The following is a 22,842-nucleotide window of genomic DNA, read 5'->3' on the forward strand; positions in this document are numbered from 1 at the left end:
CCATGGGATTGCAGGCCTATAACGCCAAGCGCAGTTTCGACAAGACGCCGGAGCCCAAGGGTGCGAAGATCGAACAGCAGGGATCGAGCTTCGTCATCCAGAAACACGATGCCCGCCGTCTTCATTATGATTTTCGGCTGGAAATGGATGGGGTGCTGAAAAGCTGGGCGGTGACGCGCGGCCCGAGTCTCGATCCCGAGGACAAACGCCTTGCCGTGCATGTGGAGGACCATCCCCTCAGTTATGGTGATTTTGAAGGTGTTATCCCCAAGGGACAATATGGCGGCGGCACCGTGATTGTCTGGGATCGCGGCAACTGGCAGCCGATCGGTGACGCCCGGAAAGGTTATCGCAAAGGTCATCTGGAATTTGAACTGGAAGGCGAAAAGCTGAAAGGACGCTGGCATCTGGTGCGCATGCATGGAAAGCCGGGCGAAAGCCGGGAAAACTGGCTGCTGATCAAGGGCGACGACGAGGAAGCCAGACATAAAGGCGGTGCGGATATTCTGGAGGAACGGCCGGAATCGGTGAAAACCGGGCGCAGCGTCGAGGAAGTCGCGGCCAAACCGAAAGATACCTGGAATTCCAAGCCGGTATCGAAAAAGGCTGCCGCTTCGACGTCGGGCAAAAAACAGGCGCATGCGCTGCCCAAAGGCGCGCGCAAACAGGCTATGCCGTCCTTCGTGCCGCCGGCGCTCGCGACGCTCAAGCCGAAACCGCCCGACGGAGATCGCTGGCTGCATGAAATCAAATTTGACGGCTATCGTCTGCAGGCGCGCGTCGATCAGGGCAAGCTCCAGCTCCTGACCCGCAGCGGGCTGGACTGGACGGAGAAATTCGGCGGGGCCGTGACAGGAGCTATCAAGGCGTTGCCGGTGGAAACGGTGTTGATCGACGGCGAAATCGTCGTGGAACGCGATAGCGGGGCTTCCGATTTCTCCGCCTTGCAGCAGGATCTGAGCGAAGGACGCAGCGACCGTTTCGTATTTTACGCCTTCGATCTTCTTTATCTCGATGGCAGCGATCTGCGTGGTGCAGCATTGAGCGAACGAAAGGCGCTGCTCGAAAAGCTGTTGCCGGCGGGCGATCCCTATCTCCGTTACAGCCAGCATTTTGAAGAAAGTGGCGCGCTTGTCCTCGACCATGCCTGTCGGCTCAGTCTTGAGGGTGTCATTTCCAAGGTCAAGAGCAGCAAATATGTTTCCGGGCGTAAGGGAGAATGGGTAAAATCCAAATGCTCGATGCGACAGGAATTCGTTATCGGTGGTTATACTGTCTCCTCGACATCGGACCACGCCATTGGATCGCTGGCGCTCGGTGTTTATGAAAATGGCAAGCTGCGCCATGTTGGACGTGTCGGGACAGGTTATACGGGCGAAGTGGCGGAGATGCTGCTTGGCCAGCTGAAGCCGCTTGAGCGCGAGGAAAGCCCGTTCGGTGAGAAACTCACCGCGCTTGCCCGACGCGATCTTCATTTCGTCAAGCCGGAACTGGTGGCGGAGGTGGAGTTTCGCGCATGGTCTGGAGATGGCAATCTGCGTCATGCCTCTTTCCGGGGGCTGCGCGAAGACAAGCCCGCAGGAGAAATCGAACGCGAGGAGAAGGCCGTGTCCGACACCAAGGCGCCGCAATCGACAATCAAGTTCACCCATCCGGACCGGCTGTACTGGCCGGACGATGGCGTGACGAAGGAGGGGCTTGCCGATTATTATGCGCAGGTCTGGCGGCACATCGCGCCCTTTGTCGTCAACCGGCCGCTGGCACTGCTGCGCTGCCCGGAGGGTATAGAAGGGCAGCGTTTCTTCCAGAAACATGCCTGGCGCGGCATCAACAAGGCGGTCGAGCAGATCAGAGACCCCAAGAACAAGGGCGGTGAACCGCTGATCCGCATCACCGATTTTGATGGCCTGATGGCGCTCGTGCAATCTGCCGCGCTTGAAATCCACCCATGGGGCGTGACCACCGCCAATTGGGAAAAGCCTGACATGATCACCATGGATATCGACCCCGGCGAGGATGTGGCATGGGAAGAGGTGATCGAGGCGGCGCTGCAACTGAAACGGCGTTTCGAAGAGGCCGGGCTTGCCGCTTTCGTCAAGACCTCGGGCGGCAAGGGCCTGCATGTCGTCGCACCGCTGAAGCCGCAGGCGGGCTGGCCCCCGGTAAAAGCCTTCGCCAAGGCCATGGCGGTTGATATGTCGAAGGCCGAACCGGAGAAATATCTCTCCGTCGCCACCAAGGCGAAACGGCAGGGCCGCATTTTCATCGACTATCTGCGCAACGGCAGGGGCAATACCGCGGTTGCGGCCTATTCGACACGCGCCCGGCCGGGAGCCGCCATTTCAGCGCCGCTCGAATGGTCGGAACTGACAGCCGAGATCGGCCCGGCTCATTTCACCGTCAACAATATCGGGGCTCGTCTTTCCGCGTTGAAAAAAGACCCGTGGGACGGCTTTTTTACCGCCGCCGAACCGCTGCCGAAAAAGGCCCGGTGAAGACGCCGATCCTCAGCTTCTCTTTTCGGAAGCGAGGCTTTTCTTCAGCGCATCCATGATGTTGATGACATTGCCGCCGGTGCGGGCCTTCGTGCCGGTTTTCTTTGGCGAGGAGGAGGCCTCCTCGCCTTTGGTCTTCAGCAGGGACTTGATCTTTTTCTGAATGGGATCCTGCACCAGAGTTGGCTTCCAACCCGTGACCTGTTTGCCGATGCGTTTTTCCATGGCGTCCAGCAACGGCCGGTCGATTTTCATCTTCGGCTCCAGCGCGTCGATGCTCTCGCGCACCTCCTCGCCGTAATGGAGGGTCCACAGGATGATGCCCTTGCCTGAAGGTTCCAGCAGGACTGCCCTTTCACGACGGTAGATCACCAGACGCGCAATGCCGAAAACATCGTTCGCTTTCATGGCTTCGCGAATGACGCTGAAGGCTTCGGTGCCGATCTTGTCTTCCGGGCGCAGAAAATGCGGACGGTCGTACCAGATCCAGTCGATCGACCCTTTTGGCACGAAGGTCTTGATATCGATGGTGCGGGTGCTTTCCAGCGCCACCGCGTCGATCTCATCATCCTCCAGCAGCACATAATCGTCTTCGCCGCGCGGAAAACCCTTCACCTGGTTCCTGGCAGCGACCGGCCTGTGGGTGACGCTGTCGACATAGCGGCTTTCGACGCGATTGCCGGTTTTTCGATTGAGGATGTGGAAGCGGTATTTGTTGCCTTCGGTCGTCGCAGGCGTCAACGAGACGGAGGCCGTCACCAGTGACAGCTTCAGATAACCCTTCCAGAAAACCTGCCGTGCCATGTCCGCGATCCGCATTGGTCTCCCGGAACAACAGTCACAGGGTGGCTTTTGTTCCGGGAGGGACGGCAAATCGGGACAGCATTGGAGCTATCAGAACAGCGAGGTCAGCCCGTAAACGGCAGCGGAGATCAGTGCGGCTGCCGGCATGGTCACGATCCAGGCGATGACGATATTGCCGGCAAGTCCCCAGCGCACTGCCGAGACACGGCGTGCAGCGCCGACACCTATGATGGCGCCGGTGATCGTGTGGGTGGTGGAGACCGGAATGCCGAGCCATGTGGCGCCGAACAACGTCAGCGCGCCGCCGGTTTCGGCGCAGAAACCCTGCATCGGGTTCAGCCGGGTGATTTTCGATCCCATCGTATGGACAATACGCCAGCCGCCGAACAGCGTGCCGAGCGCCATGGCCGACTGGCAGGAAATCACCACCCAGAAGGGCACGTAGAAGCTTTCGCCGAGATGCCCCTGGCTGAAAAGCAGCACGGCGATGATGCCCATGGTCTTCTGCGCGTCATTGCCGCCGTGCCCCAGCGAATAAAGCGAGGCGGAGATGAACTGCATGACGCGGAAGGTGCGGTCGACCGCAAAGGGCGTCTGCCGCACGAACAGCCACGACACGGCGAGCACGAGAACGAGCGCCAGGAAAAAGCCGATGGCCGGCGACATGAAGATCGCCCCCACGGTCTTCAGCAGGCCCGACCAGACGATGGAGTTAAAGCCCACCTTGGCGAAACCCGCACCGACGAGGCCGCCGATCAGCGCATGCGAGGAGCTGGAGGGAATGCCGAAAATCCAGGTGACGATGTTCCAGACGATGGCGCCGATCAGCGCCGCGAAAATGACCTGCGGCGATACGATGGCCGGATCGATGATGCCGGTGCCGAGCGTTTCGGCCACATGCAGGCCGAAGAACAGGAAGGCGATGAAATTGAAGAAGGCCGCCCAGGCGACCGCATATTGCGGCCGCAGCACCCGGGTGGAGACGATGGTGGCGATGGAATTGGCGGCGTCATGCAGACCGTTCAGGAAATCGAAGAACAGCGCGATGGCGATAAGGCCGACGAGCAGCGGCAGGGCAAGCGCGACATCCATCAGACGTTCTCGATCACGATGCCGCTGATCTCGTTGGCCACATCCTCGAAGCGGTCGACGACCTTTTCGAGTTCGCCGTAGATTTCGCTGCCGATCATATAGGCCATGGCATCGCCGCTCGCGCCATGCCGGCGGAAGAGGTCCTTCAGACCCAAGTCGTGAAGCTCGTCGGAGCGGCCTTCGACGCGGGTCACTTCTTCGGCGATGGCCGAGAGGCGATGCGCATTCGTGCCGACCTTGTTGAGAAGCGGAATGGCTTCCGCAATCAGGCCCGCCGCGCGCACGATCTCGTGGCCCATCTCCTTCATCAGCGGATCGAATTCGCTCTGCTCGAACAGACGGATGGTCTTGACGGTCTTGTGCATCATGTCGATGGCGTCATCCATGGACTGGATGAGGTCCTTGATGTCGCCACGATCGAATGGCGTGATGAAGCTCCGCCTGACCGCAAGCAGCACCTCGCGGGTGATCTCGTCCGCCTGATGCTCGAGGGCGACGATGAGGTCGCAGTTCTTCTCGACGTCGATGCCGCTTAAAAGTTGGTCAAGGGCTTCAGCCGCTTTGATGACGGTTTCGGAATGTTTGCTGAACATGTCGAAGAAACGGTCCTCGCGCGGCATCAGCTTGCGAAAAATACTCATCATGCGAATTGGCCCTCAATGGCGCTTTATCAGTTGTGGGGGGTGATTGTCATAAAACTGTCATAAATGCACGCGGGGCATTGATGCAACCCGGAAAATCAGCACTATCAACGGATATGAAATCTTCCAAGAAACGCCGGAAAACCCGTCCGGCCCGTCCACTCACATTGCTCCAGCAGCTGGCTGCGGTTCCCGAAAAGCTCTTCACCGGTGCTTTCCGGCAGCAATATGCCGCGCTCTGTTTCCGTTATGCCGCCAACGGCGTGGATGTCGAAATCCTCCTCGTCACGTCCCGTACCAGTCAGCGCTGGATCATTCCGCGCGGCTGGCCGATGAAGCGCAAGAAACCGCATCAGGCGGCGGCGATAGAAGCGTGGGAGGAGGCGGGTGTGCGCGGCCGGGTGAAGAAGGATGCGGTGGGCCGCTATACCTATCTCAAGATGCTCGACAATGGCGATGTCGTTCCCTGCATGGTCGACGTCTTCCAGATAGAGGTGACGGAAACGGACGCGACCTTCAAGGAGCACGGTGAACGCCTGCTGGAATGGGTGCGCCCTGACGAAGCGGCAAGACGCGTTCGTGATATCGAACTGAAATCGCTGCTGGTCGATTTCCGGCCAAAGGGCAAAAAGAAACGCCGGAGCGCTGAGACATCGTAACCGCATCTGCCCGGCATTCCTTCCTTCCGTCAGGACTGTAATGCCGCCGCAATAGGGCATGCCCAACCTTGCCTGATGATTGTCGTCAGGAGCCCGTTGCATGAATTTACGCCGCCCCGTTCTCCGCTTCCTATTGCGTTATCTCCACCCGATTATCGCCATCGCTTTGCTTCTGGCGGGCCCGGCCGCGATTCTCTTGCTGAGATGACGACAGGCGCGCCATCCGGAATGACGGGAAGGCGGTGGCGCCTTCCCGTTGTCAGCCGGATTGGTGTCCAGCCGACCTTGTCAGGCCGGCTGCTTTTGGGAAGATTGTGTCTCATGGTTCGAATGCCCCGTTTCATCCGGCCCTTTCGGTAACAGGCGGGCGAAACGCCTGATGATGCTGTCCAGATAAGACAGGATGGTCGGCACCACGATCAGGGTCAGCAGCGTGGAACTGATGAGGCCGCCAACCACCGCATGGGCCATCGGCGCACGCTGCGCGCCGCCGCCGCCAACGGCCAGACCGAGCGGGATCATGCCGAAGATCATTGCAAGCGTCGTCATGATGATCGGACGGAAGCGGATGACTCCCGCATTCTCCAGCGCCTCGTTCAGCGAAAGCCCCCGCCGCCGCTCGCGATTGGCGAAATCCACCAGCAGGATGCCGTTTTTGGTCACGAGGCCCATCAGCATGATGAAGCCGATCAGTGAGAACATGTTGATGGTGCTGCCGGCGACCATCAGCCCGATGAGGACGCCGATGAGCGACAGCGGCAGCGACGCCATGATGGCGAGCGGTTGCAAGAAGCTGCCGAATTGCGAGGCGAGCACGATGTAGATGAAGATGACGGCCATGCTGAGCGCCGTGACCATGTGGCCGACGGTTTCCTGCATGGTTTCGGCGTCACCGCCGAAGCGGATGCGATAGCCGTTCGGCAGGTCAAGACCGGCGGTCAGGCCCTGAAGCGTCTCCGTCACGTCGCCGAGCGTGCGGCCGGCAATATTGGCCGAAACCAGTATCTCGCGGCGATTGTCGATGCGGCGGATTTCGGCGGGGGCCGGCATGATGCCGATATCGGCAACCTGATCGAGACGCACCATCAGCGGTGCACCGTTCGCCGCCGTGCGGCCGGTCGCAATCATCAATTCACCGAGACTTGCCAGGTCGGACCGCCGCTCGGCGGGCAGGCGGGTGACGATATCGTACGTATTGCCGTCACTATCCGTCCATTTCGACACATCCTCGCCGCCGATAAGGGGGGAAAGTGCTGCGGCAAGATCGGCGTGGGCAATGCCGAGATCGCTCGCCGCCGCAGGCTTCAGGCGTACCGACAGGACAGAGGTCACATCCTTGGCGCTGGAGGTCACGTCCACGAGGCCCGGAATTTTTTTCATGTCTTCGACGAGGCCGGCGGCGATTTTTTCAAGAACAGCCCGGTCGTCGCCGAGGATGCTCAGCTGCACCGGGCTTTCGCCGCCGCCAAGGCCATTCTGCAGGATCGTGACCTCAATGCCAGGTATGGCCGACAGGCGCTTGCGAACCGGCTCGGCAAGGGAGAGCGGGGTTCGGCTTCGCATATCGAGCGGCACCAGGCCCACCAATATGGCGGCGCGATGTTTGCCGGCGGCGCCGCCTGTGTTGATGGTGGAATAAAGCATCTCGACCTCCGGAAATTCCCTCAGCGCCTTCTCGACCTGCCGCACCTTGGTCGTCGTATAGTCCAGAGAGGAGCCGACCGGCGCGGTGATGTTGACCTGGAAGCGGCCCTCATCGGCATTCGGAACGAATTCCGTGCCGACCAGCGGCACCATGAACAAGCTGGCGATAAATATGCCCGATATGACAAGCAGGGTGACGAGCCGGTGCCGCAGGGTCCAGCCGATGGCGCGGCGATACTGGCCGGCCATCCATTCGAAGCCGCGGTCGAAACGTGCGATCAGTCGGCCTATCGGGCCACGTTTTGCATCGGGTTGGGCGTCCGGATCGTACCAGACGCTTGATAACATCGGATCGAGCGTGAAGGCGACGAAAAGCGAGATCAGCACCGCGGCGGAGACGGTGACGCCGAATTCATAGAAAAACCGGCCGACGATGCCATCCATGAAGGCAACCGGCAGGAAAACCGCCACGATCGTCGCCGTTGTCGCAATGACCGCAAGCCCGATTTCATTGGTGCCGTCGAGGGCTGCGCGCAGGTGGGATTTGCCCATATGCAGATGGCGGGTGATGTTTTCGCGCACCACGATGGCGTCATCCACGAGAATGCCGATGGAAAGCGTCAGCGCCAGCAGGCTGAGCGTATTGAGCGTGAAACCGAGGAAATCGATCACCGTGAGCGTGCCGATGATGGCGATCGGCAATGTCAGCCCGGTAATCACCGTGCTGCGCCAGGAATTGAGAAACAGGAAGACGATGGCGACCGCGAGCGCCGCACCTTCGATCAGCGTCGTCTGTACCTGACCGACGGATTCGCGGATGGGTATCGATGAATCCGTGACGATACGCAGCTGCACGTTCTGCGGGGCAAGCTCGGCGTTGAGCGCATCGAGGCGCTTTCTCACATCCGTCGCCACCTGAACGGTATTGGCGTCCTGAACCTTGACGATGTCGATCGCCAGCGCCGTCTGGCCGTTATAGAGGGCGCGGCTTTCGGCATCGGCTGCCCCTTCGGAAAGTTTGGCGACATCGCGAAGCTCGATGGCCGCGCCGCCGCGCCTTGCCACCACCATATCCAGCAGCGCCTGCGGCTCCTCGATACGGCCCTGCACCTGGATCGTCCGTTCGGAGACGGGATCGACGACGCTTCCGGCCGGGCTGTTGGTATTGCCGGCGCGCAGCGCATTCACAACCTCGTTGATGCCGATTCCAAGGGCGCGCATGCGCGTCTCGTCGATCGTCACATCGATCTGCCGTTTGCGGGCGCCAACCAGCGTTGCCTGGCCGACGCCGGCAACGGTCGTCAGCTGCCGCACCACCCTCTGGTCGGCAAGCGTGGTGAGGGCGGGCACATCGAGCGACGTCGAACTGATCGCAACCGACAGGACCGGCTCGGCGGCGGGGTCGAACCTCGATATGACGGGCTTTTGGGCGTCTTTCGGAAAATTCGCCTCGATGGCGGCGATCTTGTCGCGGACCTCCTGCGCGGCGGCCGAGCTCTGCACTTCGAGCTTGAATTTCGCGACCACGACGGAGCGCCCCTCATAGGAGGTGGACGTGACCTCGTCGAGGCCGCCAATGGCGTTCAGCGCGTCCTCGACCGGGCGCGTCACCTCGGTCTCCACCGTCTCCGGCGTCGCGCCCGGATAAGAGGTGACGACGACTACCACGGGAACGTCAACATTGGGATATTGGTCCAGCCCAAGCCGCTGCAGCGAGAAGGCGCCCATGACCAGAAGCGCCACCATCATCATGGTGGCGAAAACGGGATGGGTAACGGATATGCGGGTCAAAAACATTTCAGCCTGCCTTGTCGATGGTGACGGCCATGTCAGGCCCCAGTTCGGGAAGCGGTGCGGTGAGGATGGTCTCGCCATCCTTCAGGCCGGCGGCGATCTCGACCAGGTCGCCATCGTTCCAGCGCGCTCCGACTGCGACCGTCTGGCGGCGAAGATGGCCATCCTCCACCTTCAGCACATGGTAACCCGTCTCGTCCTTGCGCAGCGCGATTGCGGGAACGACAAGCGCATCGTTCTTTTCACGCAGGAGGATCGATCCGCTGGCGAACATTCCGCCCCACAGCCGGCCGTCCCGATTGGCAAGCCGCAGATAGACGGCGACGAAACGGGTGCCGTCTTCGGCAACCGGGCTGATGCGGTCGACCGTGCCTTTGACGATCTGGCCGCCAAGGCCGTCGATCGCCAGTTCCGCCGTCTGGCTGAGCGCCACGCGCGGTATGTCGCGGGTGGCGACAAGAACCTTCGCTTCCAGCACGCTGGTATCGACCAGTGTGAGAAGCTCGCCATCCGCACCGACTCGCGATCCCGCCTCGGCCAGCCGACGGGTGACGGTGCCGCTGAAGGGTGCGCGGATTTCGGCATTGCGAAGGGCGAGGCGGGCGATATCCGCCTGCGCCGCAAGGCTCTGGAGCCTTGCCGTCTTCACCGCGACATCGCTTTTCGCCTTGTCGAGCTGTTCTGCCGACGCGATGTTTTTCAGGGCAAGCTGTTCGGTTCTCGTCAGGGCCTGCATCGCCAGCATCAGCTCGGCCTCAGCCGCATCCCGGTCGCTCTGCCGCAGCAAAAGCGTCGATTGCAACTCATCGGTTTCGAAACGCACGAGCAGCTTGCCCGCCTGCACCGTATCTCCGTCGCGGACATTCATTTCCACGATCTTGCCGGCCTCACGGGCGCGGATCACCACACGGGTGATCGGTTGAAGCTCGCCGCTGATGCCAAGCCGCTCCACCATCGGGCGCGTGCCGATCTTTGCCGTTTCCGCGGCCGTCAGCTCGAATGGCGTGCCTGCGGGGCTCATCGAAGCGGTTTCGACGAGCCCGTTCACGATGCCTTTGACACGCTCATTCGCATCGACGCCGCCGCGCGCCGGATCGAGAGCGGTGACAACGAGAACGCAACCTGCAAGCGCGATCCCCGCCTTGATGGTTCTCTTCATCCACATACTGAAATCCTTTCCATCCCGGGACCGCCGCTCAGGCGGTCGCATTGCCTCTGTCGAGGCGGATGGTTTCTGGATAGGCATCCATAATTGCAGCAGCATTACCCTCCGGGGCGCGCCTGCCTAAACGGAACCGCCTAGTGCTCCAAAGTTCTGTTTTTATGAATTTTCCAGAGGTGAAACCATTATGGATCCTGGTTGTAAATGCTCCAGCGTCGTCTTCGCCGCAATACTGCCGCAACCTTTCTGGCAGAAAACGGAAGGCGAAGGGACGGTGACGCATGAGACTTCTGTTGATCGAAGACGAAAAGGAAATGGCGGATGCGCTGACGGCGACGCTCGGCAAGCAGGGGATCGTCATCGACCATACCATGTGGCTCGGCGATGCGATGGAGCTGACGCGTCAGCACGTCTATGACGCCATTCTGCTCGACCGTCGCCTGCCTGACGGGGAAGGGCTCTCCTTCATTCCGCAGCTGCGCCGCGCAGGTATCGACACGCCGATCATTCTGTTGACGGCGATGAACGAGCCGGAAGAGCGGATCGCGGGGCTGGACGGCGGCGCAGATGATTATCTTGGCAAGCCGTTTCTCGTCGGCGAGTTGCTGGCCCGGGTGCGCGCGGTTCTAAGGAGGCCGGCAAACCTTGCGCCGGCCCAGATCACCGCTGGCCGCATCGTCATTGATCCGCTCCATCTCAGCGTCACGATCAATTCGGTTCCCTTCGATCTGCCAAGACGTGAGCTTGCGGTTCTCATTGCGCTGGCGAAACGCAAGGGCAAATCCGTGCTGCGCTCCACGCTCGAGGCAGCGGTCTATAATTACGAGGAAGAGATCCAGTCCAATGCGCTCGACGCGCATATATCGCGGCTGCGAAAACGCCTGCTCGATGCATCCGCAGGCGTCGGCGTCCATAATATTCGTGGTATCGGTTATCTGTTGAAGGAAGAAGCATGAAAGCGCAGGGCACGTCCAACCCGTCCTTGTGGTGGAAACTGAGCTGGCAGCTCAGCGTCGTCGTCTCTGCCATGATTGCCGTGGTCATCATCGGGCTCTGTTTTTACGGCGTGATGATGCTTTCCCCCAATATTGCGCTCTGGGACGACCTCTCGGCCACGCTTGATGGTTCACTTTCGCTCGATCCGCAAAAGGGATTGATCATTACCGAGAGCCCGGCATTGCGGGCCCTGAAGGCGGAGAACTCAACACTCTGGTTCGTTGCCTCCACGCTGGACGGGCGGGTGGCGACCTACGGCGCCGTGCCTGCCGTTTATGAGGAATTGTCGCGGTATCTGCATCTGATGACGGATGCCGATATTCGTGGAGGAAACGGCATCGTCGAGGTCGCCCTGGTTGAAAGCATGGAAACGAAATGGGGTGCGGTAAGGGTCATGTTCGGCGGAACGACGCATGTCGGCGGGCAGTTCCTGACGCTTCTTGCCGGAACCTACAAGATTTACGTTCCCCTGCTGGCTGTCATCCTGCCCGCCGTGTTCTTCTCGGTTCCCCGCATCGTGCGCCAGGCGCTTTCCGGCCTCAGTTCCGTCGTCAAAAGGGCCCCCGAGATCGATCCGCGCCGGCCGGGCTCAAAGCTTCCCGTCGAGGATGTGCCTCGCGAGGTGGTTCCGCTGATCCTTGCCTTCAACAGCATCCTCGAACGGCTGGAAGAGCAGTTTCGGGCGCGCCAGCGTTTTCTCATCGATGCGGCGCATGAGCTGAGAACACCAATTGCGATCATGCAGACCCGGATAGAGGGCTTGCCGGGGCCGGAACAGCAACGCCTGATGGAGGATGTCGCGCGGCTTGGCGAAACCACCGAACAGCTTCTCGCTTTCGAAAGAAACGATCAGGTGAACGACCGGCGCGAGACGGTGGAGCTCGTCGAGATGACCCGCACCGTCGTCGCCGATCTTGCGCCGCTTGCGCTTTCGGCGGGTTATGACATCTCCTTCGATACGCAGATCGCGCGATATGAGGTGATGGGCAACCCCTTCACCCTGCCGCGCGCCATCAGCAACATCGTACGCAATGCCATCGATTATGGTGGCAACAGGGGGATGATCCATATCTCGGTTCTCGCCAATGGTGAGATCGCGATTTCCGATGAAGGACAGGGGATAGCCGAAGACCAGCGGGAACGGATTTTCGAGCCCTTTTACCGCATCACACCGCGCAGCACCGGGGCAGGGCTTGGCCTCAGCCTTGTCAAGCAGATTGTCGCCAACCATAACGGGCGAATCTTTCTGGATAGCAGCGCTTTCGGAAGCACCTTCCGGTTACGTTTCTGATCGTCGCGTTGCGCGCTGTCCAGAGGCCGGTGATTGTAATGTTGCCGCAATTTTAGCTGTCGTACCGTGCGGGGCACAGGATCAATCATCCCAACCGGAGTACGTGCAGTGAAACAACAGTGGAATCTGTTTGCCCGGGGTTCCGGCGACAAGGCGTCCCGCAGCCGCGGTGTCGCCTTCGCCACCTTGCCCTTCGCCATCATCATGTCCGGCTGCACCTCTGTGCCGCTGAAAGAAGGTGGCACGCTTACCTCCTATGCGCAGCTCAGCCCGGCCAAGGGAAAGTTCACCAAATCGCGAACCTTCGTGGACGCCACCGGGCTGGCCGGGGTCAAGACCGTCGCCATCGTGCCGACCACCTTCTCCTTCGCCGCCTCGTCGCGGATCACATCGGAAAAGGATCGTGCCCTTGTTTCGAATGCGCTGGATCGCGCCATCTGCGTGGCGCTCAGCGATAAATACCGGATCGCCGCTCTTGGACAGCCGGCGGATATGACGGTGCGCACGGTCATCACCGATCTGGTGCCGACCGACAAGACCATGGCCGGGGTATCGACGGCCGTGACGCTCGGCAGCGGCTTCGTCCTGCCGGTCAGCGTGCCGCGTCTCCCATTCGGGCTTGGCGGGCTGGCCGTTGAGGCCGAGGCGGTGGATAGTGGCGGCGTTCAGCGCGCGGCGGCCGTCTGGTCCAAGGGCGCGAACTCCATTACCGGTAAGGCCCGAGTGTCGGAGATCGGCGATGCCTACGGGCTCGCCGACGATTTCTCCAATTATTTCGCGCGTATTCTGGTGTCAGGCAAGGTCTCCGACGGTCTGAACCTGTCTATTCCCTCTGGCCATCGAATCCGGTCGGCTCTGGGCGGAAAACCGAAATATGTCGAGTGCGATGCCTATGGCCGGTCACGTGGCTTGAAGGGCATGGTGGCTGACAAGTTCGGCGCGCCGCCGCAATGGACCGACGACGGGCACGCGAAAGTCGCAGCGCGATAGGCCAGCCGCTTTATGTGTAGATCGCGTGCGTTACGGCGCGCGCGATCGTCCGAACCAAGTGCCTATGCCGCGAGACCGAGCTTCTGAAGGCCGCATTCGCGGACGATCTCCGCGATATGGGCGAACTGCGCCGAGAGCGGGTTGCTCTTGCGCCAGACCATGCCGATGGTGCGCGACGGGCGCGGTTCCGCAAGCCGGAATACCGAAACGGTGGATTGCCGCGTCTCCATATCGACGGCCATCTGCGGAATGAGCGTGACGCCGATGCCGGCGCCGACCATCTGTACGAGGGTGGAGAGCGAAGAGCCCTCCATCAGCACGCGCGGCGGCGCATTGGTCGTGCTGCAGAAGGAAAGCGCCTGGTTGCGGAAACAATGGCCTTCCTCCAGCAATAGCAGGCGCATTTCACCCAGCTTGTCGGCGCTCGGCACCGGCATGCCCGCATCCTCCATCGGCCGCACCAGAATGAATTCCTCCGAAAACAGCGGCACTTCTTCCAGCGCGGGTTCCGAAACGGGCAGCGCGACGATTGCCATGTCTAGCCGGGCTTCCAGCAGGTCTTCGATGAGTTTCTGCGTTACCGCTTCGCGCGGGCGCGCCTCCAGTCCGGGATAATGCCGGGTTAGCGTCTTGATCACTTGCGGCAAGAGATAGGGCGCAACGGTGGGAATAACACCGATGCGCAGGCGACCGCTGAGAGGGCCATGCCCCGCGCGCGCCAGATCCTGCAACTCGTCCACCGAACGCAGGATGGCCCGGGTGCGTTCGGCAAATTCCTCACCAAGCGCCGTCAGCCTGATCTGGCGGCTGCCGCGTTCGACAAGCGGCGCGCCGATCAGTTCCTCCAGTTCGCGGATTTGCAGCGACAGTGCGGGCTGGGAAATCGCACATGCCTCGGCCGCCCGCCCGAAATGACCAATCTTGGCAAGGGCGTCGAAATAACGAAGATGTTTCATGGAGAGCGCAATCATAAGCTCAGCATATCGCAGCCTTTAGAATATACAATTGGAAATTATGGAACCCGGCTGTTAGTCATCTTCATGACAGAAAGAAGCTGTAGCTGTGAAAGATCACCAGCGTCGCTGCACGGTTTCCCATGACCTGCCGCGGGCTCTGGCTCCAACAGGCTGCACATGTCGAATTGACTATTCGTTTAATTGCTAAACCCATCGGAGGGCGAAATGGACGCAACTTCAAAACCGGCTGGCAAGTGTCCCGTCATGCATGGAGGCAACACGGCCTCCGGTAAATCGGTGACCGAATGGTGGCCGAATGCGCTGAACCTCGATATCCTGCATCAGCACGATACCAAGACCAATCCGCTCGGCACCTCCTTCAACTATCGCGAAGCCCTGAAGACGCTCGATGTCGAGGCCCTGAAGGCCGATCTGCGCGCCCTGATGACCGACAGCCAGGAATGGTGGCCGGCCGACTGGGGCAGCTACGTCGGCATGATGGCCCGTGTTACCTGGCATGCGGCGGGTTCCTACCGCGTAACGGACGGTCGTGGTGGCGCCAACACCGGCAACCAGCGCTTTGCCCCGCTCAATTCCTGGCCTGATAACGTCAACACCGACAAGGGCCGCCGCCTGCTTTGGCCGATCAAGAAGAAATACGGCAACAAGATTTCCTGGGCAGACCTGATCGCGCTCGCCGGCACCATTGCCTACGACGTCGCCGGTCTGAAGACCTTCGGTTTCGCCTTCGGCCGTGAAGACATCTGGGCTCCGGAAAAGGACACCTATTGGGGTGACGAAAAGGAATGGCTGGCGCCGAGCGATGGCCGTTACGGCGACGTGACCAAGCCCGAGACGCTGGAAAACCCGCTTGCCGCCGTGCAGATGGGCCTCATCTACGTCAACCCGGAAGGTGTGAACGGCAAGTCCGATCCGCTGGCAACGGCGGCGCAGATGCGCGAGACCTTCGCCCGCATGGGTATGGATGACGAGGAAACCGTGGCTCTCACCGCCGGCGGCCATACCATCGGCAAGTCGCACGGCAATGGCAGCGCCGCCAACCTCAGCCCCGACCCGGAAGCCGCAGGCCCGGAATTTCAGGGTCTTGGCTGGATCAACACCAAGGGCCGCGGCATTGGTCGCGACACGGTTGTTTCCGGTATCGAAGGTGCCTGGACGAGCGAGCCGACCAAGTGGGACAACGGCTTCTTCGACATGCTGTTCAAGCATGAGTGGACCTTGACCCACAGCCCTGCCGGTGCATCACAATGGGCGCCGATCACCATCGCCGAAGAAGACAAGCCCGTGGACGTTGAGGATGCCTCGATCCGCACCATTCCGATGATGACCGATGCCGACATGGCTCTGAAGGTCGACCCGATCTACCGCGAGATTTCGCTGAAGTTCAAGGACGACCAGGATCATTTCTCGGACGTCTTCGCCCGCGCATGGTTCAAGCTGACGCACCGCGACATGGGGCCGAAGTCCCGTTACATCGGCCCTGACGTTCCGGCGGAAGACCTGATCTGGCAGGATCCCATCCCGGCAGGCTCCACCAGCTACGATGTCGCTGCCGTCAAGGCGAAGATCGCGGCGTCTGGCCTTTCCGTTGCCGATCTGGTCTCGACCGCCTGGGATAGCGCCCGCACCTTCCGAGGTTCGGACAAGCGCGGCGGCGCCAATGGCGCACGCATCCGCCTCGCACCGCAGAAGGACTGGGAAGGCAACGAGCCCGCCCGTCTTTCCCGCGTGCTTTCGGTTCTGGAGCAGATTGCCCGTGAAAGCGGCGCGAGTATTGCGGACGTGATCGTTCTCGCCGGCAATTACGGTGTGGAACAGGCGGCCAAGGCGGCCGGCTTCGACATTGCCGTGCCTTTTGCGGCCGGCCGTGGTGACGCTTCCGCCGAGCAGACGGATGCCGACAGCTTTGCTCCGCTTGAGCCGCTGGCGGATGGTTTCCGCAACTGGGTCAAGAAGGACTATGTTGTCAGCCCCGAAGAACTGCTGCTGGATCGCGCGCAGCTTCTGGGCCTGACCGCGCCGGAACTGACCGTGCTCATCGGCGGCCTGCGCGTCATCGGCACCAATTATGCCGGTACGGCGCATGGCGTGTTCACCGACACGCCCGGCGCGCTGACGACGGACTTTTTCACGACGTTGACGGACATGGCCTATTCCTGGGTTCCGACCGGCAACAATCTCTATGAGATTCGTGACCGCAAGACTGGGGCAACCAGGTACACCGCCACCCGCGTCGACCTCGTCATCGGTTCGAACTCCATCCTGCGCGCCTATGCGGAAGTTTATGCACAGGACGACAGCAGGGAGAAATTCGTGCGTGATTTCGTCGCCGCCTGGACGAAGGTGATGAACGCTGACCGTTTCGACCTTCTGTAAGGGAGGCCGACCGTTAAATGGTGATGCACCTCCCTGAGCGATCGGGGAGGTGTTTTTGCGGCCGGTGGGTTGGCGAGATTGAATCAGTCACTACGCGATCCGGCATGAGGGGAGGTTATTCGCCTCTGCATTCCGCTCGTAGTGGGATGTGCTGCCCTATCGCCTGTCCGAAGACGAAACCGGTTTGCCGGGAGAGGATTTTTCGGCCTTTTCCGAGGGCGCTATGCCGCTTTTTTCATTCTCATGCGCATCCGGCCCGGCAACGATGACGCCGCGGCCCTTCTCTTCGCGCTTCTTGTCCGCGAAGTTGCCCGGTTCCTTCTTGCTGTCCATGATAGTCTCCATTGTTGCGTTCCTGTCAGGAGTTCAACGGGTGTCCTGGGCAGAGGTTCCAGAATAGTCGCGTCAGTGAATGTTTCTCTTCATAACGATCTTTGCTATTAACATGAATTCATAAGTCATGTTATTGGGGCGGAGCGCGATGACTGGCGCCGCGCGCCTGTCTTCCAAGCCCTCAACCCAAACCCGACAACCGGACGGTACCCGCATTGAGTTTCTGGCATTCCATGACCTGGCACACGGAAGGGATCAGCGTCACTGCGCCGGTGAAGTGGCGCCAGTTGGACGGGCTCGTCAGTGCTTTCTGGGAGGCGGAAAGCCAGATGGGGGCGAAGGGTTATTATCTTGCCGCCGATCCGCGCATCATGATTTTTTTCAACGATGTGTCTTCGCGCATCAGCATGTCCAACCGGAACGGCGAGTTCAGCAACCATTCGCGGCCGATGACACGCGCTGTTTATGTGCCGGCTGGCGTGCCGATGTGGACGAGCAGCAACGCCACGCACCGGTTCTCGCATCTCAACCTGCATATTCACAAGGACCGGCTGTTGCGCTTCCTGTCACCTTCGGTCGGCAGTTCGGCGGCGATGACGGCGCTGCGCCGCCCGGTCGAGATACAGGATATCGGCTCGGTGGAAACCCTTGCCGGGCTACTTGTCGATGAGCTGGCGGAGCCCTCGAAACATGCGGTCTATGCGGAAAGTCTCGTCGGCAGCATCGTTGCCGGCCTGTTGGATATTCCCGGCCCTTCACCGGAGCAGGTGAATGGCCGGTTGACGCAGGCGCAGTTGAACAAGCTTCTTGCCCAGGTCGAAAAGCGTGGCGACGACCGTATGACGGTTGCCGAGATGGCCGATATTGTCGGGCTTTCGGAAAGCTGGTTCGCGACCGTGTTTCGCCAGAGCACCGGCAAGACGCCGCTGCAATGGCAATTGGAACGTCGCATCAACGCGGCCCAGAAACTTCTGCTGGAAGGCGATCTGACTGTGGCCGATATCGCCGCCCAGCTCGGCTTTTCCGATCAGGCGCATCTGACCAAGGCTTTCCGCCAGTCCGTGGGCAACACGCCCGCCGCCTGGCGGCGTCTGCACAGGCTGCTTTGAATTGGATCCTCGGGACAAGCCCGAGGATGACGTTAAACATTAGGATTGTCGTATAGTAGTTTGAAACCAGATATTTTTTTTCTACCACGTCTTTCGCAAAGTCACGGAAAACGCCCGGCCGGGATTGTAGAAGTCAGCGCCGAACCCGCCATACGAAACGTGTTTTTCGTTGAAGAGGTTGGAGACATTGACATCCAGTGAGGCGGTTTCCTGAATCTTGTAGCTGAATGCCGCATCCACGGTCACGCTGCTTCCGGTTTCGATCTTGTTCGAATTGTCGAAATAATAGGCGCCGGTATAGCGGCCGCCGAGACCGAAGGTCATGTCGCCGAAATGGTCGTTACCTTCGAGCGTATAATTGACCCACAGTGAAGCCTGATGCTCGGGGACGAATTGCGGCCGGTTGCCAACATTGCCGCCGGTGCCGTTTTCGGTGATCTCCGCATCGAGATAGGAATAGGCCGCCGTCAGGCTGAGATTGTCTGTTACCTCTGCCTTCGCTTCAAGATCGAGGCCGCGCACGCGCACCTCGCCGATGGTGGTCGGCAGGCTGGTGATCGGGCTGGTGACGGTGATGTTGTTCTTCTTCAGATCGTAGATCGAGGCGGTGAACAGGGCCGGGAAAGCGTCCGGCCGGTATTTCACGCCGAGCTCGATCTGTTCGCCGCGTTCCGGTTCAACGGTGAGACCGGATGCAGGCACCACCGATTCGGCATAGCTGATATAGGGCGCGATTTCGTTGGTGACCTTGTAGGACACGCCGATGCGCTTGGTCAGCTCGCTGATGTCGCCGCTTGCCGTCGTGCCATTCAGCCGGTTGGTCTGGTCGGTGTCGATCCAGTCATTGCGAAGGCCGGCGCTGACGGTGAGCCTGTCGAAGAAGGTCAGGTCCTGCTGCAGGTAGATGGCTTTGGTTTTCTGGTCCGTCAGCGAGTTGGAGAAGAGCGGCACCGAGGAGGGTGCGCCGGTATAGACCGGGTTCATCCAGTTTATGTTCGGCGCAGCGCCGAAGTAGTTTTTGCTGCCGGATGTGTAGTCGTTGTAGAAGACGCCGACGAGGCTGCGGCTTTCGACATTTTCAAACCGCGTGTCATATTGCAGGCGCGTATCGATCAGGAAGTTTTCGGTCTCGGTGTCGTTGCCGAAATAGGAACGGTTGGCGATGGTCGAACCGTTGGTCGGCGTCGACGAGATATAGGCATAACCGAAGTCCGTATTCGCCTTGCTGTAACGGGCGTTGGAACTCAGGGTCAGACCCGAGCCGAAATCGTGGTCGAACATCACGTTCAGCGAATTGCGGTTTGTGCCGCGATAATTGTAGTCCGGTTCGCCGAAGAAGCGGCTCCGGTCGAAATGCGAGCCGACGGGATGGCCGCCGCCGCCGGGAACGCCATCCTTGTTGAGATGATCGTAAACGACGGTGAGGCTGGTGACGTCGGTCGGACGCCAGGTCAGGCCGCCCATGAAGAATTTCTCGTCATCGCGGGAATAGTCATATTCCGCATCGGCATTTCTGAGCTTGCCGGTCAGACGATAGGACAGCGTGTCGTCGCTGGTGATGTTGTCCCCGAAATCGAAGCCGGTTTCGGCGCGGCCGTAGGAGCCGCCGGTCACATAGGCTTCACCAAAACGGGTGCGTTTCGGCACCTTGGTGGAATAGTTCACCGAGCCGCCGGGATCCGAGACGCCGAAGGTGGTGGAATTGCCGCCCTTCAGCACTTCCACCCGCTCATAGGCATAGGTTTCTTCGCGCAGGGCACCGAAGGGACGGCCGAGGGTGAGGCCATCGCGATAGGTATAGGCATCGAAACCGCGAATCTTGAAATAGTCGAAACGGTCGTCGGAGCCGTAAAAATCCGTGGTCACGCCAGCGGTATATTGCAGCGCCTCCTCCACGGTCTGCACACCGCGCTGCTGCATTTCCTTGGCGGTGATGACGGAAACGGCGGCAGGTGTGTCGAGAATATCGGACGCCATCTTGCTGCCGCTCGTGGTGCGGGTGGCAACGATCGATTTCTGGTCGTCATTGTCGCCGCTGTCGATGGTGATGCGTTCCAGAACCGTGCTGCCGCCCGTATTGGCAGATTCCTGCGCCAGCAGGGAGCCGGGCAGGGTGGCGACAAGCGCCGTGCAGGCAAGCAGGGCCGCCTCCTGGTAACGACGTCGCGCGGTTTTGCGGTGTCTGCCTTCGGTTTCGATATTCATTGGTATGTCCCAGACCTTGATGCCCCGATCGCCGTTTTCACGGCCCACTCTCGAAGCGCCCAATAACTTGAGAAAGTTTGTCCGGTATTGTAACTTTTTGCGGTTTTGTACAAAACCCCGGAAATTTCACCGCTGTTGCGGCGGCATTTCTTGCCTGGGCTTGACGGGGGCATTTGAAGCTGAGAGTTCAAGTCCACTTTTGAACCTTTGAGAGCTTCGCCATGCTTCGCCCGTTTCGCTGCCTCGTGCCGGTATTTGTGCTTTTCCTGTCGATGATCGCGCCTGATATGGCCTCGGCGGAGGACACGGCCAGCTATCCCATCGTCATCAAACATGCGTTCGGTACGACCACGATTGCGAAGAAACCGCAGCGGGTCGCAACTGTCGCCTGGGCGAACCATGAGGTGCCGCTGGCGCTCGGCATCGTGCCCGTCGGTTTTGCGGCGGCCAATTTCGGCGATGATGATGGCGACGGCCTGCTGCCATGGGTGGCAAAGCGGCTCACCGAACTCGACGCGGCAAAGCCTGTTCTGTTCGACGAGGGTGACGGCATCGATTTCGAGGCCGTGGCGGCAACGCAGCCGGATGTCATCCTTGCCGCCTATTCCGGCCTCAGCCAGTCCGATTACGATACGCTGAGCCAGATCGCCCCTGTTGTCGCCTATCCCGTCTCCCCCTGGGCGACGGAGTGGCGCGAGATGATCCGGCTCAACAGCGCCGGGCTCGGCATGGCGGTGGAAGGTGAGGCGCTCATCAAACGCACCGAGGGCGAAATCGCGCAGGTCGCCGCCGGCTACCCGCAGCTGAAGGGCAAGTCGGCCATGTTCGTCACCCATCTCGACGCCACCAATCTCAGCGTCGTCAATTTCTATACGGCCAATGACACCCGGGTGAAGTTCTTCGCCGATCTGGGGCTCGCCTCGCCGAAAAGCGTCCTGGAGGCGACGAAGCCGGGGCAATTCGCCGCCGGCGTCAGCGCCGAGCGTGTGGATGCCTTTGACGATGTCGATATCGTCGTGACCTATGGCAGCCAGCCGCTGCTGAACGCCATGCGCGCCGATCCGCTTCTCGCCCGCATGCCGGCCGTCGCCAATGATGCGATCGTCATGCTCGGCCGCGATCCGCTTGGCACGGCCTCCAACCCCACACCGCTGTCGATTTCATGGGTATTGAAGGACTATGCCGATCTCCTGGCGAAGGCCGCCGACAAATCCTCCGGGAAATCACAGTGACGATGTCGGGACCCGGCAAAGCGACGGCGGTGCTGCTCGCCGGCCGCTCCAGCCGCGCGAGAACCGCATGGCTCGGCGCGGTACTGGCGCTTCTCGCGCTGCTCTGTGCGCTCTCCGTCGCCATCGGCACGCGTGAGGTCTCTTTTGCGGATATTCTTGGCGGGCTGAGTGGCCGCGTCGAGACGGTTGCCGAAGCGGCGGTTGCGGTGCGCCTGCCGCGCACGCTGCTTGCCCTGCTTTCCGGGGCCGCACTCGGGCTGGCTGGGGCCATCATGCAGGGTGTTACCCGCAACCCGCTTGCCGATCCCGGCATTCTCGGTGTCAACATGGGGGCGTCGCTTGCCGTCGTCATCGGCATTGTCTGGTTCGGCATCGCCTCGGCTCATGCCTTCATCACGGTCGCAATTGCCGGAGCGGGGGTATCAGCGGTTTTCGTTTATGTTGTCGGTTCGCTCGGGCGAGGGGGGGCGACACCCCTAAAACTCGCACTTGCGGGCGCCGCCACCTCCGTCGCCTTTTCGTCGCTCGTCATCGCCGTCGTGCTGCCGCGCAGCGATATTGCCGGCGGCATCCGCTCCTGGCAGATCGGCGGCGTCGGCGGAGCGACCTTCGAGCGCATCGAGACCGTGCTGCCCTTTCTCGCCGCCGGCTTCATCGTCAGCCTGCTTTCGGCGCGCAAGCTGAATTCTCTGGCGCTCGGCGATGAACTCGCCGCCGGGCTTGGCGAGAATGTCATGGCAGCCAGAGCCGTGGCGTCCTTCGGCGCCATTCTGCTCTGCGGCGCGGCCACCGCCATTTGCGGGCCGATCGGTTTTGTCGGGCTGGTGGTGCCGCATCTCTGCCGCCTGCTGGTTGGCGTGGACAATCGCTGGCTTTTGCCGTTCTCGGCGTTAGGCGGGGCGTGTCTGCTGCTTGCCGCCGATATTGTCGGGCGCATTGTGGCGCGGCCGTCCGAACTTGATGTCGGCATCGTCACCGCCCTTGTCGGCGCGCCTTTCTTCATCTGGATCGTCAGACGCCAGAGGGTGCGCGAATTGTGACC

General features: G+C 60.8%; 17 protein-coding genes. 9 read left to right on the top strand and 8 right to left on the bottom strand.

The genetic code is table 11. From position 1 onward, the window contains the following. Positions 1-2 precede the first annotated feature (2 nt). Positions 3-2,495 (top strand): DNA ligase D, encoded by a 2,493-nt coding sequence (ligD, locus tag V6S97_RS18810; RefSeq protein ID WP_334427626.1) that lies wholly within the window; start codon positions 3-5, stop codon positions 2,493-2,495. Positions 2,496-2,507: 12 nt separating this feature from the next. Here ligD and ku read toward each other — a convergent pair whose 3' ends face one another. The 3 genes from ku to V6S97_RS18825 all read right to left on the bottom strand — a co-directional run bounded on the left by ku (position 2,508) and on the right by V6S97_RS18825 (position 5,035). Beyond that, positions 2,508-3,299, bottom strand: a complete 792-nt coding sequence (gene ku / locus V6S97_RS18815; RefSeq protein ID WP_165000624.1) for a non-homologous end joining protein Ku — start codon at positions 3,297-3,299, stop codon at positions 2,508-2,510. A 90-nt stretch (positions 3,300-3,389) separates the two neighbouring features. Beyond that, a complete protein-coding gene (locus V6S97_RS18820) occupies positions 3,390-4,391 on the bottom strand; it encodes an inorganic phosphate transporter (protein WP_003505604.1) in 1,002 nt (333 codons plus the stop codon). Next, positions 4,391-5,035 (bottom strand): DUF47 domain-containing protein, encoded by a 645-nt coding sequence (locus V6S97_RS18825; RefSeq protein WP_111791817.1) that lies wholly within the window; start codon positions 5,033-5,035, stop codon positions 4,391-4,393. The genes V6S97_RS18820 and V6S97_RS18825 overlap by 1 nt, the downstream gene beginning before the upstream one ends. 113 nt (positions 5,036-5,148) lie before the next feature. Here V6S97_RS18825 and V6S97_RS18830 point away from each other — a divergent pair, with 113 nt between their 5' ends. Then, on the top strand, positions 5,149-5,691 hold the full coding sequence (locus V6S97_RS18830) for an NUDIX hydrolase (RefSeq protein ID WP_111833947.1): 543 nt from the start codon (positions 5,149-5,151) through the stop codon (positions 5,689-5,691). A 288-nt stretch (positions 5,692-5,979) separates the two neighbouring features. On the opposite strand, the gene V6S97_RS18835 is transcribed toward V6S97_RS18830, so the two are convergent. Together V6S97_RS18835 and V6S97_RS18840 are read right to left on the bottom strand one after the other, a co-directional pair. Then, positions 5,980-9,132, bottom strand: coding sequence for an efflux RND transporter permease subunit (locus V6S97_RS18835; protein ID WP_334427627.1), 3,153 nt, complete (start codon positions 9,130-9,132; stop codon positions 5,980-5,982). Position 9,133: 1 nt separating this feature from the next. After that, entirely contained in the window at positions 9,134-10,294 is a 1,161-nt protein-coding gene (locus V6S97_RS18840; protein WP_080864452.1) for an efflux RND transporter periplasmic adaptor subunit, read from the bottom strand. Positions 10,295-10,572: 278 nt separating this feature from the next. Between V6S97_RS18840 and V6S97_RS18845 the strand changes: the two genes are divergently transcribed. The 3 genes from V6S97_RS18845 to V6S97_RS18855 all read left to right on the top strand — a co-directional run bounded on the left by V6S97_RS18845 (position 10,573) and on the right by V6S97_RS18855 (position 13,568). After that, the gene (locus V6S97_RS18845) at positions 10,573-11,247 is read left to right on the top strand and encodes a response regulator transcription factor (protein ID WP_020009793.1); all 675 of its coding nucleotides are present in this window, start codon (positions 10,573-10,575) and stop codon (positions 11,245-11,247) included. Beyond that, positions 11,244-12,578, top strand: coding sequence for a sensor histidine kinase (locus tag V6S97_RS18850; protein ID WP_111796947.1), 1,335 nt, complete (start codon positions 11,244-11,246; stop codon positions 12,576-12,578). The genes V6S97_RS18845 and V6S97_RS18850 overlap by 4 nt, the downstream gene beginning before the upstream one ends. A 108-nt stretch (positions 12,579-12,686) precedes the next feature. Beyond that, a complete protein-coding gene (locus V6S97_RS18855; RefSeq protein WP_334427628.1) occupies positions 12,687-13,568 on the top strand; it encodes a DUF3313 domain-containing protein in 882 nt (293 codons plus the stop codon). Between the two features lie 62 nt (positions 13,569-13,630). On the opposite strand, the gene V6S97_RS18860 is transcribed toward V6S97_RS18855, so the two are convergent. After that, complete coding sequence (locus V6S97_RS18860) at positions 13,631-14,539, bottom strand: hydrogen peroxide-inducible genes activator (RefSeq protein ID WP_003505612.1); 909 nt, start codon at positions 14,537-14,539, stop codon at positions 13,631-13,633. 210 nt (positions 14,540-14,749) lie between these two features. Here V6S97_RS18860 and katG point away from each other — a divergent pair, with 210 nt between their 5' ends. Further along, a complete protein-coding gene (gene katG, locus V6S97_RS18865; protein WP_149622176.1) occupies positions 14,750-16,921 on the top strand; it encodes a catalase/peroxidase HPI in 2,172 nt (723 codons plus the stop codon). Positions 16,922-17,077: 156 nt separating this feature from the next. Here katG and V6S97_RS18870 read toward each other — a convergent pair whose 3' ends face one another. Next, on the bottom strand, positions 17,078-17,254 hold the full coding sequence (locus tag V6S97_RS18870) for a hypothetical protein (RefSeq protein ID WP_077998798.1): 177 nt from the start codon (positions 17,252-17,254) through the stop codon (positions 17,078-17,080). A 215-nt stretch (positions 17,255-17,469) separates the two neighbouring features. Between V6S97_RS18870 and V6S97_RS18875 the strand changes: the two genes are divergently transcribed. Next, a complete protein-coding gene (locus tag V6S97_RS18875) occupies positions 17,470-18,363 on the top strand; it encodes a helix-turn-helix domain-containing protein (protein ID WP_202907379.1) in 894 nt (297 codons plus the stop codon). An 81-nt stretch (positions 18,364-18,444) separates the two neighbouring features. Here the strand turns inward: V6S97_RS18875 and V6S97_RS18880 are convergent, their stop codons facing one another. After that, positions 18,445-20,568 carry a TonB-dependent siderophore receptor gene (locus V6S97_RS18880; protein ID WP_149622175.1) on the bottom strand — a complete coding sequence of 708 codons (2,124 nt, stop codon included), beginning with the start codon at positions 20,566-20,568 and terminating at the stop codon, positions 18,445-18,447. A gap of 221 nt (positions 20,569-20,789) precedes the next feature. Between V6S97_RS18880 and V6S97_RS18885 the strand changes: the two genes are divergently transcribed. Both V6S97_RS18885 and V6S97_RS18890 read left to right on the top strand, forming a co-directional pair. Next, positions 20,790-21,800 (top strand): iron-siderophore ABC transporter substrate-binding protein, encoded by a 1,011-nt coding sequence (locus V6S97_RS18885; RefSeq protein ID WP_334427629.1) that lies wholly within the window; start codon positions 20,790-20,792, stop codon positions 21,798-21,800. Beyond that, positions 21,797-22,840: a FecCD family ABC transporter permease gene (locus V6S97_RS18890; RefSeq protein ID WP_111833954.1), complete on the top strand. Its 1,044-nt coding sequence runs from the start codon at positions 21,797-21,799 to the stop codon at positions 22,838-22,840. Before V6S97_RS18885 ends, V6S97_RS18890 begins: the two co-directional genes overlap by 4 nt. The last annotated feature ends 2 nt before the right edge of the window (positions 22,841-22,842 follow it).

Source organism: Agrobacterium sp. CCNWLW155 (genome assembly GCF_036888815.1).
GTDB lineage: Bacteria > Pseudomonadota > Alphaproteobacteria > Rhizobiales > Rhizobiaceae > Agrobacterium > Agrobacterium radiobacter.